The 17510-nt window shown below is 71.7% G+C and carries 16 protein-coding genes; 15 read left to right on the forward strand and 1 reads right to left on the reverse strand.

From position 1 onward, the window contains the following. Window positions 1-74 precede the first annotated feature (74 nt). A complete protein-coding gene (locus tag ACWV17_RS14975) occupies window positions 75-995 on the reverse strand; it encodes a hypothetical protein (RefSeq protein WP_455360084.1) in 921 nt (306 codons plus the stop codon). A gap of 489 nt (window positions 996-1484) precedes the next feature. Between ACWV17_RS14975 and ACWV17_RS14980 the strand changes: the two genes are divergently transcribed. The 15 genes from ACWV17_RS14980 to ACWV17_RS15050 all read left to right on the forward strand — a co-directional run bounded on the left by ACWV17_RS14980 (window position 1485) and on the right by ACWV17_RS15050 (window position 17474). Next, window positions 1485-2969 (forward strand): FAD-dependent monooxygenase, encoded by a 1485-nt coding sequence (locus tag ACWV17_RS14980; protein WP_455360085.1) that lies wholly within the window; start codon window positions 1485-1487, stop codon window positions 2967-2969. 84 nt (window positions 2970-3053) lie between these two features. After that, the gene (locus tag ACWV17_RS14985; RefSeq protein WP_455360086.1) at window positions 3054-3707 is read left to right on the forward strand and encodes a TetR/AcrR family transcriptional regulator C-terminal domain-containing protein; all 654 of its coding nucleotides are present in this window, start codon (window positions 3054-3056) and stop codon (window positions 3705-3707) included. A 68-nt stretch (window positions 3708-3775) separates the two neighbouring features. Continuing rightward, window positions 3776-4105, forward strand: a complete 330-nt coding sequence (locus ACWV17_RS14990) for a TcmI family type II polyketide cyclase (RefSeq protein ID WP_455354456.1) — start codon at window positions 3776-3778, stop codon at window positions 4103-4105. A 34-nt stretch (window positions 4106-4139) separates the two neighbouring features. After that, entirely contained in the window at window positions 4140-5408 is a 1269-nt protein-coding gene (locus ACWV17_RS14995; RefSeq protein ID WP_455360087.1) for a beta-ketoacyl-[acyl-carrier-protein] synthase family protein, read from the forward strand. Beyond that, entirely contained in the window at window positions 5405-6631 is a 1227-nt protein-coding gene (locus ACWV17_RS15000) for a ketosynthase chain-length factor (RefSeq protein WP_455360088.1), read from the forward strand. Before ACWV17_RS14995 ends, ACWV17_RS15000 begins: the two co-directional genes overlap by 4 nt. A 138-nt stretch (window positions 6632-6769) precedes the next feature. Then, on the forward strand, window positions 6770-7039 hold the full coding sequence (locus ACWV17_RS15005) for an acyl carrier protein (protein WP_455354459.1): 270 nt from the start codon (window positions 6770-6772) through the stop codon (window positions 7037-7039). A gap of 80 nt (window positions 7040-7119) precedes the next feature. Next, window positions 7120-7908 carry a 3-oxoacyl-ACP reductase FabG gene (gene fabG / locus ACWV17_RS15010; protein WP_455360089.1) on the forward strand — a complete coding sequence of 263 codons (789 nt, stop codon included), beginning with the start codon at window positions 7120-7122 and terminating at the stop codon, window positions 7906-7908. Between the two features lie 85 nt (window positions 7909-7993). After that, complete coding sequence (locus ACWV17_RS15015) at window positions 7994-8935, forward strand: aromatase/cyclase (RefSeq protein WP_455360090.1); 942 nt, start codon at window positions 7994-7996, stop codon at window positions 8933-8935. A 2-nt stretch (window positions 8936-8937) separates the two neighbouring features. Beyond that, complete coding sequence (locus tag ACWV17_RS15020) at window positions 8938-11226, forward strand: SDR family oxidoreductase (protein WP_455360091.1); 2289 nt, start codon at window positions 8938-8940, stop codon at window positions 11224-11226. Window positions 11227-11332: 106 nt separating this feature from the next. Continuing rightward, window positions 11333-12751, forward strand: a complete 1419-nt coding sequence (locus ACWV17_RS15025) for an MFS transporter (protein WP_455360092.1) — start codon at window positions 11333-11335, stop codon at window positions 12749-12751. Next, window positions 12748-13239, forward strand: coding sequence for an acyl carrier protein (locus ACWV17_RS15030; RefSeq protein ID WP_455354464.1), 492 nt, complete (start codon window positions 12748-12750; stop codon window positions 13237-13239). The genes ACWV17_RS15025 and ACWV17_RS15030 overlap by 4 nt, the downstream gene beginning before the upstream one ends. After that, the gene (locus tag ACWV17_RS15035) at window positions 13236-13958 is read left to right on the forward strand and encodes a 4'-phosphopantetheinyl transferase family protein (RefSeq protein ID WP_455360093.1); all 723 of its coding nucleotides are present in this window, start codon (window positions 13236-13238) and stop codon (window positions 13956-13958) included. The genes ACWV17_RS15030 and ACWV17_RS15035 overlap by 4 nt, the downstream gene beginning before the upstream one ends. A 69-nt stretch (window positions 13959-14027) precedes the next feature. Beyond that, complete coding sequence (fabD, locus tag ACWV17_RS15040; protein ID WP_455360094.1) at window positions 14028-14984, forward strand: ACP S-malonyltransferase; 957 nt, start codon at window positions 14028-14030, stop codon at window positions 14982-14984. Between the two features lie 31 nt (window positions 14985-15015). Further along, complete coding sequence (locus ACWV17_RS15045) at window positions 15016-16575, forward strand: acyl-CoA carboxylase subunit beta (RefSeq protein WP_455354467.1); 1560 nt, start codon at window positions 15016-15018, stop codon at window positions 16573-16575. Between the two features lie 35 nt (window positions 16576-16610). Next, entirely contained in the window at window positions 16611-17474 is an 864-nt protein-coding gene (locus ACWV17_RS15050; protein WP_455360095.1) for an SDR family oxidoreductase, read from the forward strand. Window positions 17475-17510: the final 36 nt, after the last annotated feature.

The raw sequence follows: 17510 nt of genomic DNA on the forward strand, positions 1-17510 counted from the left end.
CCGCGGCTTCGCGGGAGGCGGACCGGCACTGCTTCCCCACATGCTGTGGCGGGTGTCTGTCACACCCGGTGCTGTTACGCCCGGTGCGCGCGTGTGGCGCGTCCGTGGAGCGTCCGGCGGACGTCCTCGTCGTGGTACTGGGTGCGGCCCGCCCGGGTGCGGCGGCGCCACCGCTGCTCACTGGCGTGCCGGTAGACGCTGCCGGGGGCGATGCCCCACAGCCGGGCGATCTCCGCGGCGCCCACCCAGCGCACCGAGTCGTCCGCGGTGTCCGCGCCCGCCTTGGTGCCCGGCGCCGCGCTCTCCTCCGCGCCGGAACCGGGCGCGGTACGGCGGACCCTCGCCAGCCGGCGGCTCAACTGCAGCCACTCGTGGCCCAGCCAGCGGTGGGCCGGGTCCGCTTCGCAGGTGATCTCGGCGGGTACCTGCGGCTGCCGGGACTTCACCGTGGCCGTCAGAGCGCCACCGCAGTCCGGCTCCACACATTCGCCGATCGGCACCCGGCGCAGCGGGTCCGGGTCGATCACCCGGCGGGCCCGGCGGACCAGCCGGGCCACCTCCTCGGAGACGTCAGCCGCGGCCTCGTGCGTACCGAGCCACTCGGCGTGCCGTACCAGGAACAGGGCGAGCCGGGAGACCGTCCCCTCGGGCGGCGCGGCGACGCGCCGCTGCTCGACGATCACAGCCGCCCACGACCTGAGCACGCCCAGGATCGCCGAACGGGTCTCCGCGGCCGCTGTGTTGAAGGGCATGCCGGGCAGCGGGCCGCCCGAGGTCCGCTCACGAGGCTGGTCGGAACCGCCGAGCCGCAGACCGCACTCCTCGTACTGCCGGGGCAGTCCCCGGAGGTCGAGGGCGAGGCGGTCCGCGCAGCTGAAGCACAGCCGGGACCCCGCCTCGGCGCAGCGGCGGGCCCGGCCCGCCGCTTCCTGCCTGCGACAGCCCGCCCCCTCGCACACCGCGAGCACCGTTGCCGTTCTGAATGTCTGACTCACTTCGATCCCCCCATGTCGTCGGACGCGGCAAAGCTATTTCCGGCATTCGCCGACGGGCAAGGGACAGGCGGCTATTTGTGCGTTCCGTGTAGTCGATTTCTGCGCGGCATGGGGAACCTGTACGGGAATTCTCGCGCGGCGTGCGGCCCGCGACTCACGGCCGCCGGCGCCGTGGCTCCGCACTCCGGCCGGGCGGCCGAATGTGGTGTCACAAGTCACAAAGATGGTCGTAAGTGCGCTGAAATTGGCTGGTCTTGCACTTCTCTGACACTCCCGTAGGGCCGATCTGTTGTTCTGCAAACCGCCTGACGCAACCTGACAGAGATCTGAATCCATGCGGGTTGACCCGTGCGGTGAAAGCGAAGAAGCTCATTCATAGCCTCCGCTGAACTGTGTTGATTTCCGGTTCTCACGACGCCTCAGTCGTCAATGCGGCAGCCAAGACATTTTCTTTTGGCGTTTATTCCGATCACACCCAAGGAGAGGCACATGGACGCTGCGGTGATCATCGCGGGCGCCGGTCCGGCCGGGCTGATGCTCGCCGGTGAACTTCGGCTCGCGGGAGTGGAGGTCATCGTCCTGGAACGGCTGGCCGAGCGCACCGGGGAGTCCCGCGGACTGGGCTTCACCGCGCGCACGATGGAGGTCTTCGACCAGCGCGGCCTGCTGCCGCGCTTCGGCGAGATCGAAACGAGCAACCAGGGCCACTTCGGCGGTCTGCCGGTGGACTTCGGGGTACTGGAGGGCGCCTGGCAGGCGGCCAAGACCGTGCCCCAGTCCGTCACCGAGACCAGGCTGGAGGAGTGGATCACCGACCTGGGCGCCGACATCCGGCGCAGCCACGAACTGCTGTCCTTCACCGACGACGGGGACGGCGTCGAGGTCGAGGTCCGCGGACCCGACGGCGTCCACACTCTGCGCGCCGGCTACCTGGTGGGCTGCGACGGCGGCCGCAGCACCATACGCAAGGCGGCCGGGTTCGACTTCCCGGGCACGGCCGCGACGCTGGAGATGTACCTCGCCGATGTGAAGGGGCTCGACCTCGAACCCCGCATGATCGGCGAGACGCTGCCCGGCGGCATGGTCATGGTCGGCCCGCTGCCCGGCGGCATCACCCGCCTCATCGTCTGCGAGCGCGGCACCCCGCCCCAGCGGCGGACCGCGCCCCCCACCTTCGATGAGGTCGCGGCCGCCTGGAAGCGCCTGACCGGCAACGACATCTCGCACGGCGAACCGGTGTGGGTCAGCGCCTTCGGCGACGCCACGCGGCAGGTCACCGAGTACCGCCGCGGCCGGGTCATCCTCGCCGGCGACTCCGCGCACATCCACCTGCCCGCGGGCGGACAGGGCATGAACACCAGCATCCAGGACGCGGTCAACCTCGGCTGGAAGCTGGCCGCGGTCGTGGGCGGCTGGGCGCCGGCGGATCTGCTCGACACCTACCACGGTGAGCGGCACCCGGTCGGCAAGCGTCTGCTGATGAACACCCGGGCGCAGGGCCTGCTCTTCCTCAGCGGCCCCGAAGTACAGCCGCTGCGCGACGTGCTGAACGAACTGATCGGCTACCGGGACGTCAGCCGTCACCTCGCCGGCATGGTCAGCGGCCTGGAGATCACCTACGACGTGGGCGGCGGCAGCCACCCGCTGCTCGGCAAGCGCATGCCGCACCTCGAACTGGTCGGCGAGACCCGCAAGACCAGCAGCACCGAACTGCTCCACTCCGGACGCGGTGTGCTGCTCGACCTGGCGGACAACGCCCGGCTGCGCGACCGGGCGGCCGCCTGGTCGCGGCGCGTCGACATCGTGACGGCCACCCCGCACGGCGTCGCCGAGGACAGCTCGCTGGACGGCACGGCCGCCGTGCTGATCCGCCCCGACGGTTACGTCGCCTGGGCCGCCCCCGGCAGCCACCACGACCTGCCGATGACCCTGGAGCGCTGGTTCGGCAGCCCCGCCGCCGGACGCACCCTGTAGCCCGCCCGGGTAGCCCCCGAGCTCGCCCGCGCAGCCCGCCCGCGCCGTGCCCCCGCTGTCGCCCGACCCCTTCAGGAGACACGCATGACCACCCACACCGCCCCCGCCCCGCGCCCCGGATCCGCGGAGGAGGGCCGGACCATCGAGCGCGCCGCGCTCAAGGTGTTCGCCCGCGACGGATGTACCCGGGCCGGCCTGGGCACCGTCGCGGCCGAGGCCGGCGTCTCCGAGAGCACCCTCCTGACGCACTTCCGGGACCGGGACCAGCTCCTGCTGTCGGTGGTCCTGGCCAGCGCCGCGGCGGTCGCCGGCGCGCTGTCCGCGGTCGCCGAGCGCCATCTGACGGACGTCACCGACCTGGAGGCGGACCTCGTCGCCTTCGGCCTGGCCTGGCAGCAGCCGCTGCTGGACTTCCCGGACCACTTCCGGCTCGTACGACAGATCGGCGCGGAGATCGACCGGCTGCCGGCCCAGGTGATCGAGGTGTGGCGGAACGTCGGTCCGCAGCAGGCCCAGCACGTCCTGGCCCACCACCTGTGCCAGCTCGCCGAGCGAGGCCTGCTCGACGTCGAGGACGCGGGCCGGGCCGCGGGCCGCTTCATCCTGCTCGTGGCCAGTCCGGTCGCCCACCGGTCGTTCCACGGCGCCCTTCCCCTCACCGACGAGGAGTCCCACGAAATCGTCGCCGACGGCGTGCGGGACTTCCTGCGCCTCTACCGGCCCGTGGTGGGCGGCTGACCCGGTACGGCACCCCCCGGCCGGCCCGCGCGTCGTCCGGCAGACCGACCAAGGAAGAGAGAAGAGACATGCACAGCACCCTGATCGTGGCTCGTATGGACGCCGCGGCGAGCATCGACGTGGCCCGGCTGTTCGGCGAGTTCGACGCCACCGAGATGCCGCACCGCATGGGCACCCGGCGCCGCCAGCTGTTCTCGTACCGCGGCCTGTACTTCCACCTGCAGGACTTCGACGGCGACAACGGCGGAGAACTCATCGAAGAGGCCAAGACCGACCCGCGCTTCGTCGGGATCAGCGAGGACCTCAAGCCCTTCATCGAGGCCTACGACCCGGCGACCTGGCGGTCACCGGCGGACGCGATGGCCACCCGCTTCTACAACTGGACGGCATCCTCGTGAAGCCGTCCCCCGACCTGAGGGGAGGCGACCTCTAGTGGGGCGCCGGGTAGTAATCACTGGAATCGGAGTGCTCGCGCCGGGCGGTATCGGCACGAAGGACTTCTGGAGTCTGCTCAGCGAGGGCCGCACCGCGACCCGGGGCATCACCTTCTTCGACCCCTCCTCGTTCCGTTCGCAGGTCGCGGCCGAGGCGGACTTCGACGCCGGACTGCACGGCCTGAGCCCGCAGGAGATCCGGCGGATGGACCGCGCCGCGCAGTTCGGTGTGGTCACCGCGCGCGAGGCACTGGCGGACAGCGGTCTGGACCTGGCCGGGTTCGATCCGCACCGCACCGGCGTGACCATCGGCAGCGCGGTCGGGGCGACCACCGGACTCGACGACGAGTACCGCGTGGTCAGCGACTGCGGCCGGCTCGACCTCGTCGACCACACCTACACCCCGCAGCATCTGTACAACCACTTCGTGCCGAGCTCGTTCTCCGCCGAGGTCGCCTGGGCGGTGGGCGCGGAGGGGCCCAACACGGTGGTCTCCACCGGCTGCACCTCCGGTCTCGACTCGGTCGGCCACGCCGTCGAGCTGATCCGCGAGGGCACCGCCGACGTGATGATCGCCGGTGCCACCGACGCGCCGATCTCGCCCATCACGATGGCCTGCTTCGACGCGATCAAGGCGACCACGCCTCGCAACGACGACCCCGAGCATGCCTCGCGGCCCTTCGACGGCACCCGCAACGGGTTCGTGCTCGGTGAGGGGTCCGCCGTGTTCGTCCTGGAGGAGCTGGAGGCCGCGCGCGGGCGCGGCGCCCGCATCTACGCCGAGATCGCCGGCTACGCCTCCCGCTGCAACGCCTTCCACATGACCGGACTGCGTCCCGACGGACGCGAGATGGCCGAGGCGATCCGGGTCGCGCTCGACGAGGCGCGGATGAACCCCGAGGCCATCGACTACATCAACGCGCACGGCTCCGGCACCAAGCAGAACGACCGGCACGAGACCGCGGCGTTCAAGCTCAGCCTCGGCGAGCACGCCTACCGCACGCCGGTCAGCTCCATCAAGTCGATGGTGGGGCACTCGCTCGGCGCGATCGGCTCCATCGAGATCGCCGCGTCCGTGCTGGCCATGGAGAACAACGTGGTGCCGCCCACCGCGAACCTGCACACCCCCGACCCCGAGTGCGACCTCGACTACGTGCCGCTCACCGCCCGTGAGCACACCACGAACGCGGTGCTGACGGTCGGCAGCGGATTCGGCGGGTTCCAGAGCGCGATGGTGCTGGCCCGTCCCGAGAGGAGCGCCGCATGAGCGCCGACACACCCAGGACCGTCGTCACCGGCATCGGCGTGGCCACCCCCAACGGGCTCGGCGTGGACGACTTCTGGGCGGCCACCCGGATCGGCAAGAACGCCATCGGCCGCATCACCCGGTTCGACCCGTCCTCGTACCCGGCCCGGCTGGCCGGGGAGATCCAGGGCTTCGTCGCCGAGGACCACCTGCCGAACCGGCTGATCCCGCAGACCGACCGGATGACCCGGCTCGCGCTGGTGGCCGCCGACTGCGCCTTCGAGGACGCGGGCGTCAGGCCCGGCGACATCCCCGAGTTCGACATGGGGGTGGTGACCGCCAGCACCTCCGGCGGCTTCGAGTTCGGCCAGAACGAGCTCAAGAAACTGTGGAGCCAGGGCAGCCAGTACGTCAGCGCGTACCAGTCCTTCGCCTGGTTCTACGCCGTCAACAGCGGCCAGATCTCGATCCGCAACGGGATGCGCGGACCGAGCGGCGTGGTGGTCAGCGACCAGGCCGGCGGACTCGACGCCATCGCCCAGGCCCGCCGCCAGATCCGCAAGGGCAGCAAGCTGATCTTCTCGGGCGGGTTCGACGCCTCGATCTGCCCGTGGGGCTGGGTCGCACAGCTCGCCAACGGCCGTCTGAGCACCAGCGACGAGCCCGACCGGGCCTACCTGCCCTTCGACGCCGACGCCTGCGGCTATGTGCCCGGCGAGGGCGGGGCGCTGCTCATCCTGGAGGACGCCGAGGCGGCCCGCTCGCGTGGCGCGCAGAACATCTACGGCGAGATCTCCGGTTACGGATCGACGTTCGACCCGAAGCCGGACAGCGGCCGCGAGCCGGGCCTGCGCCGCGCCATCGAGATCGCGCTGGCCGACGCGGGCCTGGAGCCCGGCGAGATCGACGTGGTGTTCGCCGACGCGGCCGGCACCCCCGAGCTGGACCGGGTGGAGGCCGAGGCGATCCGTACCGTGTTCGGTCCCGGCCGGGTGCCGGTGACCGCGCCCAAGACGATGATCGGCCGGCTGTACTCCGGCGCCGCGCCCGTGGACGTCGTCTCCGCGGTGCTGTCGATGCGGGAGGGCCTGATCCCGCCCACCACCAACGTGACCCTGTCGTCCGAGTACGACATCGACCTGGTCACCGACCAGCCGCGCACCGCGTCGGTACGCGCGGCACTCGTCCTCGCCCGCGGCTACTGCGGCTTCAACTCCGCCGTCGTCGTCCAGGCCGTCGACTGACGCCGACCGGACACCGGTCCCACCGGCCGGCGCCCACCGCCGATCCTCCCCCGGTCGGCGGTGGGCGCTTCTCGTTCACCCGCACGCCGTTTCCACCCATCCACCCACGCAACGCACGCAACCCACGGAGGAATCCACATGTCCCAGAAGGAATTCAGCCTCGACGACCTCAAGCGCATCCTCCTCGAAGGAGCCGGCGCCGACGAGGGCGTCGACCTCGACGGCGACATCCTCGACACCGAGTTCGAGGAGCTGGGCTACGAGTCGCTGGCCCTGCTGGAGACCGCCGGCCGCATCGAGCGCGAGTACGCCATCGCCCTCGACGACGACGTCTTCAGCGAGAACCCCACCCCGCGCGGCCTGATAGCCGCCGTCAACGCGCAGCTCCAGGAGTCCGTGGCGGCCTGACCCGCCCGACTGCCGCCGGGCCGGCGTGCTCCGGCCCGGCGGCCGCACCCTTCGCAACCACCCACGGGAGAAGAGACAACATGTCGCAGCAGGACCAGCGGGTCGCCCTCGTCACCGGCGCCACCAGCGGAATCGGCCTGGCCAGCGCCCGGCTGCTGGCCACCCAGGGCCACCGGGTGTTCATCGGCGCGCGCGACGCCGAGAACGTGGCCTCGACCGTCAAGCAGCTCCAGGACGAGGGCCTCGACGTGGACGGCAGCACCCTCGACGTCCGTTCCACCGACGACGCGCGCGCCTTCGTCCAGGCCGCCGTCGACCGCTTCGGCGCCGGCGTCGACGTCCTGGTGAACAACGCGGGCCGCAGCGGCGGCGGTGTCACCGCCGACATCGATGACGAGCTGTGGCTGGACGTCATCAACACCAACCTCAACAGCGTCTTCCGGCTGACCCGCGAGGTGCTGACCACCGGCGGGATGCGCCACAAGAACCGCGGCCGGATCATCAACATCGCCTCCACCGCCGGCAAGCAGGGCGTCGTCCTCGGCGCCCCGTACTCGGCGTCCAAGCACGGTGTCGTCGGCTTCACCAAGGCCCTCGGCAACGAGCTGGCGCCCACCGGCATCACCGTCAACGCGGTCTGCCCCGGTTACGTCGAGACGCCGATGGCCCAGCGCGTGCGCCAGGGCTACGCCGCCGCGTACAGCGCCACCGAGGAGGCGATCCTCGAGAAGTTCCAGGCCAAGATCCCGCTCGGCCGCTACTCCACCCCGGAGGAGGTCGCGGGTCTCGTCGGCTACCTCGCCTCGGACACGGCCGCCTCCATCACCTCGCAGGCGCTGAACGTCTGCGGTGGCCTCGGCAACTTCTGACCGGCAGGCCGCACGCCGCCCCCGCACCTCGCACCCCCGCACCCCGCACCCCGCCCCCGCACCGACGGACAAGGACACCGCATCCATGACCAAAGAGACCAAAGAGGTCGAGCACGAGATCACCGTGCAAGCCCCCGCCGCCGAGGTCTACCGCCTGATCGCCGAGGTGGAGAACTGGCCGCGGATCTTCCCGCCCACCCTCTACGTCGACCATGTCGAGCGCGGTGAGCACGAGGAACGCATCCGGATCTGGGCCACCGCCAACGGCGAGGTCAAGAACTGGACCTCGCGCCGCACCCTCGACCCCGAGGCGCTGCGCATCACCTTCCGCCAGGAGGTCTCCGCCCCGCCGGTCGCCTCCATGGGCGGGACCTGGATCATCGAGCCGCTCTCCGACGGCGCGTCCCGGATCCGGCTGCTGCACGACTACCGGGCGGTCGACGACGACCCCGAGGGCCTGAAGTGGATCGACGAGGCCGTCGACCGCAACTCCCGCTCGGAGCTGGCCGCGCTCAGGACCAACGTCGAACTGGCCCACGCCGCCGCCGAGGTGACCTTCTCCTTCGAGGACACCGTCCAGGTCAACGGCTCCGCCAAGGACCTCTTCGACTTCGTCAACGAGGCCGACCGGTGGCAGGAGCGGCTGCCGCACGTGGCGACCGTCCGCCTCGACGAGGTCTCCCCGGGGCTGCAGATCCTGGAGATGGACACCCGCGCCAAGGACGGCTCCACGCACACCACCAAGTCGTACCGGGTGTGCTTCCCGAACCACAGGATCGCCTACAAGCAGGTCACCCTGCCGGCGCTGATGACCCTGCACACCGGCTACTGGACCTTCGCGGAGAACGAGGACGGTGTCGCCGCGTCCTCGCAGCACACCGTCGTGCTGAACACCGAGAACATCACCCGCGTCCTCGGCCCCGACGCCGGTGTCGCCGAGGCGCGGGAGTACGTCCGGACCGCCCTCAGCACCAACAGCCGCGCCACCCTCGGCCATGCCAAGAACCACGCCGAGCAGCAGCGCTGACCATGGCCGGCGACTACACGGAAACCCAGGTGGTCGTGGTCGGCGCCGGACCCGTCGGGCTGATGCTCGCGGGTGAACTGCGCCTGGGCGGAGCGGAGGTGACCGTCCTCGAACGGCTGACCGCCCCCACGACGGAGTCGCGGGCGTCGACCCTGCACGCCCGGACCATGGAGCTCCTCGACAGCCGCGGCCTGCTCGACGAGCTGGGCCCGGTCCCGAACGACGTCATGGGGCACTTCGGGGGCATCCCGCTCGACCTCACCCTTCCCGGCCCCCACCCGGGCCAGTGGAAGGTCCCACAGGTCCGCACCGAGGAACTGCTCGGGAACTGGGCGACCGGCCTGGGCGCGGTCGTCCTGCGCGGCCACGAGCTGCGCGGGCTGACCGTGACCCAGGACTACGCCGAGGCCGAGGCACTCGGCCCGGACGGCCCCGTACGGCTGCGTGCCAAGTGCATCGTCGGCTGCGACGGGGAGAACAGCACCGTCCGCCGCCTCGGCGGATTCGACTTCCCCGGCACGGACGCGTCCCGCGAACTGATCCGCGCGGACGTGACCGGGATTGACATCCCGAACCGTCGCTTCCAGCGGCTGGAGCACGGACTCGCCATCGCCGCACGCCGTCCCGACGGAGTGACACGTGTGATGGTGCACGAGTTCGGGCGCACCGTCCGGCCCCGCACCGGGGAGCCGGACTTCGCGGAGATCGTGGCCGCCTGGCAGCGCGTCACCGGCGAGGACATCGGCGGCGGTACCCCGCTCTGGGTCAACGCCTTCGGTGACGTGTCCCGGCAGGCCACGCGGTACCGCGACTTCCGGCTCTTCCTGGCAGGTGACGCGGCCCACGCCCAGATGCCGATCGGCGGGCAGGCCCTCAACCTCGGCCTGCAGGACGCCGTGAACCTCGGCTGGAAGCTGGCCGCCCAGGTCACCGAACGCGGCCCGGACGGACTGCTGGACAGCTACCACACGGAACGGCACGCGGTCGGCCGGCGGGTCCTCGGCAACATCGGGGCGCAGGCCCTGCTGCTGCTCGGCGGGCCGGAGGTCGATGCCGCCCGGGGCGTCTTCGGCGAACTCGTCCGGCAGGACGACGTACGCACCCACCTGGCCGGGATGATCTCCGGCCTGGACATCCGCCACGACGTGGGCCCGGGCGAGCACCCCCTGCTCGGCGCGCGTCTGCCGCACGCCGAACTGGCCCGCGACGGCGAGTCGTTCACCACCACGGCGCTGTTGCGCTCCGGCCGCGGACTGCTGCTCGACCTGTCGGGCGACGAGGGCCACCGCGCCCGGTCGCTCGGTGCGGCGGCGCCGTGGGCGGACGTGGTGGACACGGTCACCGCCGGCCCCCTGCCGGAGGACGGCCCGTTCCGGGGTGCCGGGGCCGTCCTCGTACGCCCGGACGGATACGTCGCGTGGACCGGCTCGGACGGCGAAGCGGACCTCACCACCGCCCTGCACCGCTGGTTCGGTGCCCCGGCGGTCTCAGCAACGGCCAACAAGTCCAAGAAGCGGAGAGAACACACCATGGGCAGGCTCACCGGTAAGACAGCGCTGGTCACGGGTTCGAGCAGGGGTATCGGCCGGGCGACGGCCGTACGTCTCGCACAGGAGGGCGCCCTGGTGGCGGTGCACTACTCCGCCAACAAGGACGCGGCCGACGAGGCGGTCGCCTCGATCGAGAAGGACGGCGGCCGGGCTTTCGCCGTCCGTGCCGAACTCGGTTCGCCCGGGGACGTCCACGAGCTCTTCGTCGGCCTGGAGGACGGTCTGAAGGAGCGCACCGGCACGACGGACCTGGACATCCTGGTCAACAACGCCGGTGTGATGGGCGGTGTGCCCCCCGAGGACACCACGCCCGAGCAGTTCGACCGCCTGGTCGCGGTCAACGCCAAGGCGCCGTTCTTCATCATCCAGCGGGCGCTGAAGAACATGCCGGGCGGCGGGCGCATCATCAACATCTCCTCCGGCCTCACCCGGTTCGCGAACCCGCAGGAGATCGCGTACGCGATGACCAAGGGCGCCGTGGAGATGCTCGCCCTGCACTACGCCAAGGCGCTCGGCCCGCGCGGCATCACGGTCAACAGCGTGGCACCGGGCATCACCCGCAACGGCAACCCGGCCTTCGACATCCCGGAGGTCGTCGAGCAGATGGCGGCCCTGTCCACGTTCAACCGGGTCGGCGAGCCCCAGGACGTCGGTGACGTCGTGGCGTTCCTCGCCACCGACGACGCGCGCTGGATCACCGGCGCCTTCATCGACGCCAGCGGCGGCACGCTGCTCGGCTGACAGACGTCGGCGTACCGTCCCCCGCGGCGCCGACCGGCCGGCCGCGAGCAGCGCTCGCGGCCGGCCTTCCCATGTCCCGCACCACCCCTCACGGCGGAACAGGATCATGACGCTTCCGACGAGAACCCCGAGCCACCCACGTGCCCCCTCCCCCGACGCGGCATGGAGCCCCGCCCTGTGGGGGCTGCTGTTCGTCCTCGCAGGCAACATGCTCATCGACGCCCTCGAAGTGTCCGTGGCGATCGTGGCCCTGCCCGCCGTCGGCGAAGACCTGGGCCTCCCGCCCGGCGAGCTGCACTGGGTGGTGACCGGATTCGCCGTCGGCTTCGGCGCGTTGATGCTCTTCGGCACCAGAGTGGTGGCCCTGCTGGGCCGCCGCCGCGTCTATCTGGCGGCCCTGCTCGTGTTCGCCACGGCCTCGCTGGCCGCGGCCCTCGCCGACAGTCTCGTACCGCTGGTGGCCACCCGTCTGGTGAAAGGGTTCTGTGCCGCCCTCACCGCCCCCACCGGCCTGGCCATCATCGCCGCCACCTTCCCCGAGGGCCGTGGCCGCAGCCGCGCGGTCTCCGTCTACTCCCTCTTCGGTGCCGGCGGTTTCTCCGCCGGACTGCTGCTCTCCGGTCTGCTCACCGGGGAGAGCTGGCGCTGGACCTTCGCCTTCCCCGCCCCGGTCGCCGTGCTGCTCTTCCTGTGCGGGCTCCGGCTGATCCCCCGCGACACACCCGCCGAGAGCCGGCCGCGGCGTTACGACGCGGCCGGCGCCCTCACGCTGACGGGGTCCACCCTGCTCCTGGTGTACGCGATCACGTCCGTACCCACCGCCGGATGGCATCACCCGGGCACGCTCGGCGCGTTCACGGCCGCCGCGATGCTGCTGGCCCTCTTCGTACGGATCGAGCGCACCGCCGCGGAGCCCCTGATGCGGCTGGAGCTGTTCGCCCACCGGCCGCTGCTCAGATCCGCGCTCGGTGCGGCCGCGCTCAACGGCTCGTACCTCGGGCTGCTGCTGCTCTGCACGCTCCGGCTCCAGCAGTCGGCCGGCTGGTCGCCGATGGCGACGGCGCTGGCGTTCCTGCCGGCCGCCGCCCCGCTCGCCCTGTCCGCCCTGTACTCCGGGCGCATGGTCGCCCGCTTCGGCCCGGCCCGGCTGATCGCGCTCGGCGCGGTCTTCCCCCCGCTGGGCTACGCCTGGTACCTGCGGCTGGAGTCGCCCGTGAGTTACCCGGCCGACGTGCTGCCCACCATGCTGCTGGTCGGCCTCGGCTTCGCGCTCTCGTTCACGGCTCTGCACATGCAGGCCACCTCCGCCGTCCCGGCGGACCGGCAGGCAGCCGTCGGCGGCCTCTACCAGACCGCCGTCCAGATGGGGGCCGTACTGACGCTCGCCCTGGTGGCCGCACTGCATCCGGCCGGGCATCGCCCGGCCGTCCTGCTCGTCACCGCCGTCGGCGTCCTCGGCCTGCTGGTCGCGCTCACGGGGGTCCTTCCCCGCCCCACCCGCAGACATACCCCGGAGGAGACATGACCGTCAACGCCCGCCCCGGCACCTGGAAGGGAGGGGAGGACTTGGACAACTGGGACGACTGGGACCGCTGGGACGACGGCGAGGACATCGACGACGCGCCGCGCAAGGCCGAGGTCACCGCACCCGACCCGGCCGCCCTCGCCCGCGCCGGCACCGCGGAACGCACCCGGATCGTGGACCGGTACGTCCGCGAGGAACTCGGCCGCGTCCTCGGCGTCGCCCCGCACCTCATCGACACCGACGGCTGCCCCATGCGCAGCCTCGGTGTGGGCTCCATCATGGGAATGGAACTCCAGCACCGCATGGAAGCCGCCCTGCACGTCGAGGTGAACCTCCAGCGGCTGCTGCTCGCCAACAGCGCGGCCGAGCTGATCGACTGCCTGGCCGGACAGCTCGGCGGCGACGGCCACACCCACCCGCCCACCGCACCGGACTCAGCCCCCGACTCCGCACGTCACCGGCGTCTCGGCGCCACGGTCACGGCATGAACGCGCAGGCCGCGGTCGTGCCCCCCGCGGTGCAGGAACGGCAGGTGGACCTCTGGCTGCTGCGTCCGCCGAGGGCGGACAGCGCGGCGGCCCTGGACCAGTCCGAACTCGACGACGCCGAACGGAACCGCGCGGCGTCCTTCGTCCGGCCGGCCGACGGCCTGCTGTACGCGTCGGCGCACATCGCGCTGCGCCGGCTGCTCGGGATGTACCTGGACCTCGCGCCGCGGGACATCACCTTCGTCCGGCAGCCGTGCCCGGGCTGTGGTGGCCCGCACGGCAGGCCCGCCGTCGCCGTCACCGATCCGCCGCTGCACTTCTCGCTGTCGCACAGCAGGGGTCTCGCCCTGGTGGGCATCGCGGCCACGACCGTGGGCGTGGACCTGGAGAGGCTGCCCGGGGCCGAGACCGTCGAGGTCTGCACCGAGGCCCTGCACCCCGACGAGCGCGCCGAACTCGCCGGCGCACCGCGCGAGGAGCGGCGCACGATGTTCGCCCGGCTCTGGACCCGCAAGGAGGCCTACCTCAAGGGTCTCGGCACCGGACTGAGCCGCGCCCCGTCCCGGGACTACCTGGGCTCCAACCCCCGGCGCAGGCCCGCCGGATGGTCGATCACCGACATTCCGTGCGGGCCGCGCCACGCCGGCGCCGTCGCCCTCGCGGGGGACGCCCCGGCGGACACCTCCGTCCGCCGGCTGCCGCCCGACTGGCTCGCGTGACGGCGGGTCCACCGCGGCCGAAACCCCCCCGCACGGCAGGGCAACTCACCGAAAGAGAGTCGATGTGCCATGACCAGGACCGCCTTCGTCTTCCCCGGCCAGGGCTCACAGCGCGTGGGCATGGGCCGCCATCTCGTCGAGCGCTGGCCCGACCTGATCGACGCCTACTACCGCCCCGCCGACGACCTGCTGGGCTTCCCGCTGTCCCGGCTGTGCTGGGAGGGGCCGCGCTCGGTCCTCCACGACACCTCGCTGATCCAGCCGGCCGTGTTCCTCACCAGCGTGGTCACCCTGGAGGTACTGCGCCGTGAAGGGGTGCGGCCCGATGTCGTCGCCGGACACAGCGTCGGTGAGTACGCGGCGCTGGTCTGCGCCGGCGTCCTCGACTGGCGGGAGGCCCTGTGGCTGGTGCGCCAGCGCGGTGAACTCATGGCCACGGTCAACGACCTCGTACCGGGCGGGATGGCCGCCGTCATCGGCCTCGGCCTGCCGGCGCTGGAACGCATCTGCGCGCGGGTCGCCGAAGCCACCGGCCAGGTCGTCGGCGTCGCCAACGACAACGAGCCGGCCCAGCTGGTGATCTCGGGCCAGACCGAGGCCGTCGCGGAGGCCATGGCGCAGGCCCGGGCCGCGGGCGCGCGGGCGGTCGACCTCAAGGTCCCGGTGTCGCTGCACAGCACGCTGATGGCCGGCGCCGAGGCCGAGTTCGCCGAAGCGCTGCTGGAGACCGAATTCCGCGACCCGCGGATCCCGGTGGTCTCCGCCGTCACCGCGGCCCCGGTGACCAGCGCCGCCGAGGCGGCCGCCGTACTGCGCCGCCAGCTCACCGGCCGGGTGCACTGGACCGGCACGGTACGCGGCCTGACGGAACGGGGAGTGGACCGGTTCGTCGAGGTCGGCCCCGGCCGGGTACTCGGCGGCCTGTGCCGCCGGATCGCACCGGAGGCGCGGATCCGCAGCACGGACGACGCCCGCCGACTCGCCCTGACTGTCGAGTCGTTCGCCACCGCCGGCAGTGCCGTCTGACCACGACGACCGAACACGGAACAGGAGCACCATGTCTGCACATGACCTGCACGATCGTCTCGACGAGCTGAGTTCCCTCAAGGCCGCCGCGCGGGAGGGCACGGACCCGTCCGCGACCGAACGGCAGCATGCCAAGGGCAAGCTGACCGCCCACGAGCGGATCGAACTGCTGCTGGACAAGGGCTCGTTCACCGAGATCGAGCCGCTGCGCCGGCACCGCGCCACGGGCTTCGGCCTGGAGGGCAGGCGCCCGCACAGCGACGGTGTGATCACCGGCTGGGGAACCGTGCACGGCCGTACCGTCTTCGTCTACGCCCACGACTTCCGGATCTTCGGCGGCGCCCTCGGTGAGGCCCATGCCGAGAAGATCCACAAGGTGATGGACCTGGCCGAGGCGGCCGGCGCGCCCCTGGTGTCGCTGAACGACGGCGCCGGGGCGCGGATCCAGGAGGGTGTGACCGCGCTCGCCGGGTACGGCGGCATCTTCCAGCGCAACACGCGGTCCTCGGGCGTCATCCCGCAGATCTCCGTGATGCTCGGCCCGTGCGCCGGTGGTGCGGCCTACTCACCGGCCCTGACCGACTTCGTGTTCATGGTCCGCGAGACCTCGCAGATGTTCATCACCGGACCGGACGTGGTCAAGGCGGTGACCGGCGAGGAGATCACCCAGAACGGCCTGGGCGGCGCCGACGTCCACGCGACCGCCTCGGGCGTGGCCCACCTCGCCTACGACGACGAGGAGAGCTGCCTGGAGGACGTGCGCTTCCTGCTGTCCCTGCTGCCCTCCAACAACCGCGAACTCGCGCCCGTCGAGCGCACCGGCGACCCGGCCGACCGCCTCACCGACGCCCTGCTGGAGCTGGTGCCCGCGGACCCCGGCCAGTCGTACGACATCCGGGCCGTGATCGAGGAGATCGTCGACGGCGGCGAGCACTTCGAGATCCACCCGGGCTGGGCGCCGAACATCGTCTGCTCGCTCACCCGGCTCGACGGGCAGGTGGTGGGCATCGTCGCCAACCAGCCCGCCGCCATGGCCGGGGTACTGGACATCGAGGCGTCCGAGAAGGCCGCCCGCTTCGTCCAGCTCTGCGATGCGTTCAACATCCCGCTGGTCACGCTGGTGGACGTGCCCGGCTTCCTGCCCGGCGTCGACCAGGAGCACAACGGCATCATCCGGCGCGGGGCCAAGCTGCTGTATGCCTACTGCAACGCCACCGTGCCGCGCATCTCGCTGGTCCTGCGCAAGGCGTACGGCGGCGCGTACATCGTCATGGACTCGCGCTCGATCGGCGCCGACCTGGCCCTGGCCTGGCCCACGAACGAGATCGCGGTGATGGGCGCGGAAGGCGCGGCAAACGTCATCTTCCGCCGCGAGATCAATGCCTCGGACGACCCCGAAGGGGTCCGCCGGCAGCGGATCAAGGAGTACAAGTCCGAGCTGATGCACCCCTACTACGCGGCCGAACGGGGCCTGATCGACGACGTCATCGACCCCCGCGACACCCGCGCGGTGCTGATCAAGTCCCTGGCCATGCTGCGCGCGAAGCACGCCGATCTGCCGTCCCGCAAGCACGGCAACCCGCCGCAGTGACATCCGCAGAAACCGACGACACGAGGGATTCATCCATGTCGCAGCAGAACACCGTCCTGGTCACCGCGGCCACCGGCAATGTCGGACCGCACGCGGTCGCCCAACTGCTTCAGGCGGGCGCCACCGTACGCGCGCTGGTGCTCAGGGACGACCCGAACATCGACCGGCTGCCCGAGGGCACCGAGATCCACTACGGCGACCTCACCGACCCGGACAGCCTGGACGCGGCCCTGGACGGTGTCGACGGCGTGTTCCTGATGTGGCCCTTCTTCACCACCGACGTGGCGACCGCACCCGCCGTCGTCAAGAGGATCGAGGCGAACGCGCGCCGGGTGGCGCTCGTCTCGTCGGTGGGCGTGCACATCGGCCTGGAGCGCGTGGACAACAACTGCCACGCCTATCTCGAAGCGCTGCTGGAGGCCACGAACCTCGACTGGACGTTCCTGCGCACCACCGGCTTCCAGGCCAACGCGCTGGGTTTCGCCGAGCAGATCCGCTCCGGCGGGGTGGTGCACTTCCCGTACGGGGACGCCGTCCGTACCTCGGTGCACGAGGGCGACCTCGCCGCCGTCGGGGTGACCGCGCTGCTCACCGGCGCGCACGCCCAGCGGAAGTACCTGGTCACCGGGCCCGAGGAGCTGTCCCAGCGGGAGCAGGTGCGCATCATCGGTGAGGTCATCGGCCGCGAGGTGGGCTGGGTGGACATCGAGCACGAGGCGGCGAAGGCGGCGATGGTCGCCTCCGGCTGGCCGCCGGCCTACGCGGACGGCGCGCTCGACTACTTCGCGATGATCACCGAGAAGCCGGAACTGGGCTCCACAGTCGTGGCGGACGTGACCGGCAGGCCGGCCCGCTCCTTCCGCACCTGGGCCGAGGAGCGCGCCGACGCGTTCCGCTGACCGGCGGCCCCGAACCGGACACCCCTGACCCCCAAC

This window comes from Streptomyces mabaensis (assembly GCF_053763515.1).

Coding starts and splice junctions, on each gene's coding strand:
- ACWV17_RS15035 (WP_455360093.1), top strand. CDS start 13,236: ATGAACGCGCAGGCCGCGGTCGTGCCCCCCGCGGTGCAGGAACGGCAG.
- ACWV17_RS14980 (WP_455360085.1), top strand. CDS start 1,485: ATGGACGCTGCGGTGATCATCGCGGGCGCCGGTCCGGCCGGGCTGATG.
- ACWV17_RS15015 (WP_455360090.1), top strand. CDS start 7,994: ATGACCAAAGAGACCAAAGAGGTCGAGCACGAGATCACCGTGCAAGCC.
- ACWV17_RS15050 (WP_455360095.1), top strand. CDS start 16,611: ATGTCGCAGCAGAACACCGTCCTGGTCACCGCGGCCACCGGCAATGTC.
- fabD (WP_455360094.1), top strand. CDS start 14,028: ATGACCAGGACCGCCTTCGTCTTCCCCGGCCAGGGCTCACAGCGCGTG.
- ACWV17_RS14985 (WP_455360086.1), top strand. CDS start 3,054: ATGACCACCCACACCGCCCCCGCCCCGCGCCCCGGATCCGCGGAGGAG.
- ACWV17_RS15000 (WP_455360088.1), top strand. CDS start 5,405: ATGAGCGCCGACACACCCAGGACCGTCGTCACCGGCATCGGCGTGGCC.
- fabG (WP_455360089.1), top strand. CDS start 7,120: ATGTCGCAGCAGGACCAGCGGGTCGCCCTCGTCACCGGCGCCACCAGC.
- ACWV17_RS15005 (WP_455354459.1), top strand. CDS start 6,770: ATGTCCCAGAAGGAATTCAGCCTCGACGACCTCAAGCGCATCCTCCTC.
- ACWV17_RS15025 (WP_455360092.1), top strand. CDS start 11,333: ATGACGCTTCCGACGAGAACCCCGAGCCACCCACGTGCCCCCTCCCCC.
- ACWV17_RS15045 (WP_455354467.1), top strand. CDS start 15,016: ATGTCTGCACATGACCTGCACGATCGTCTCGACGAGCTGAGTTCCCTC.
- ACWV17_RS14990 (WP_455354456.1), top strand. CDS start 3,776: ATGCACAGCACCCTGATCGTGGCTCGTATGGACGCCGCGGCGAGCATC.
- ACWV17_RS15030 (WP_455354464.1), top strand. CDS start 12,748: ATGACCGTCAACGCCCGCCCCGGCACCTGGAAGGGAGGGGAGGACTTG.
- ACWV17_RS15020 (WP_455360091.1), top strand. CDS start 8,938: ATGGCCGGCGACTACACGGAAACCCAGGTGGTCGTGGTCGGCGCCGGA.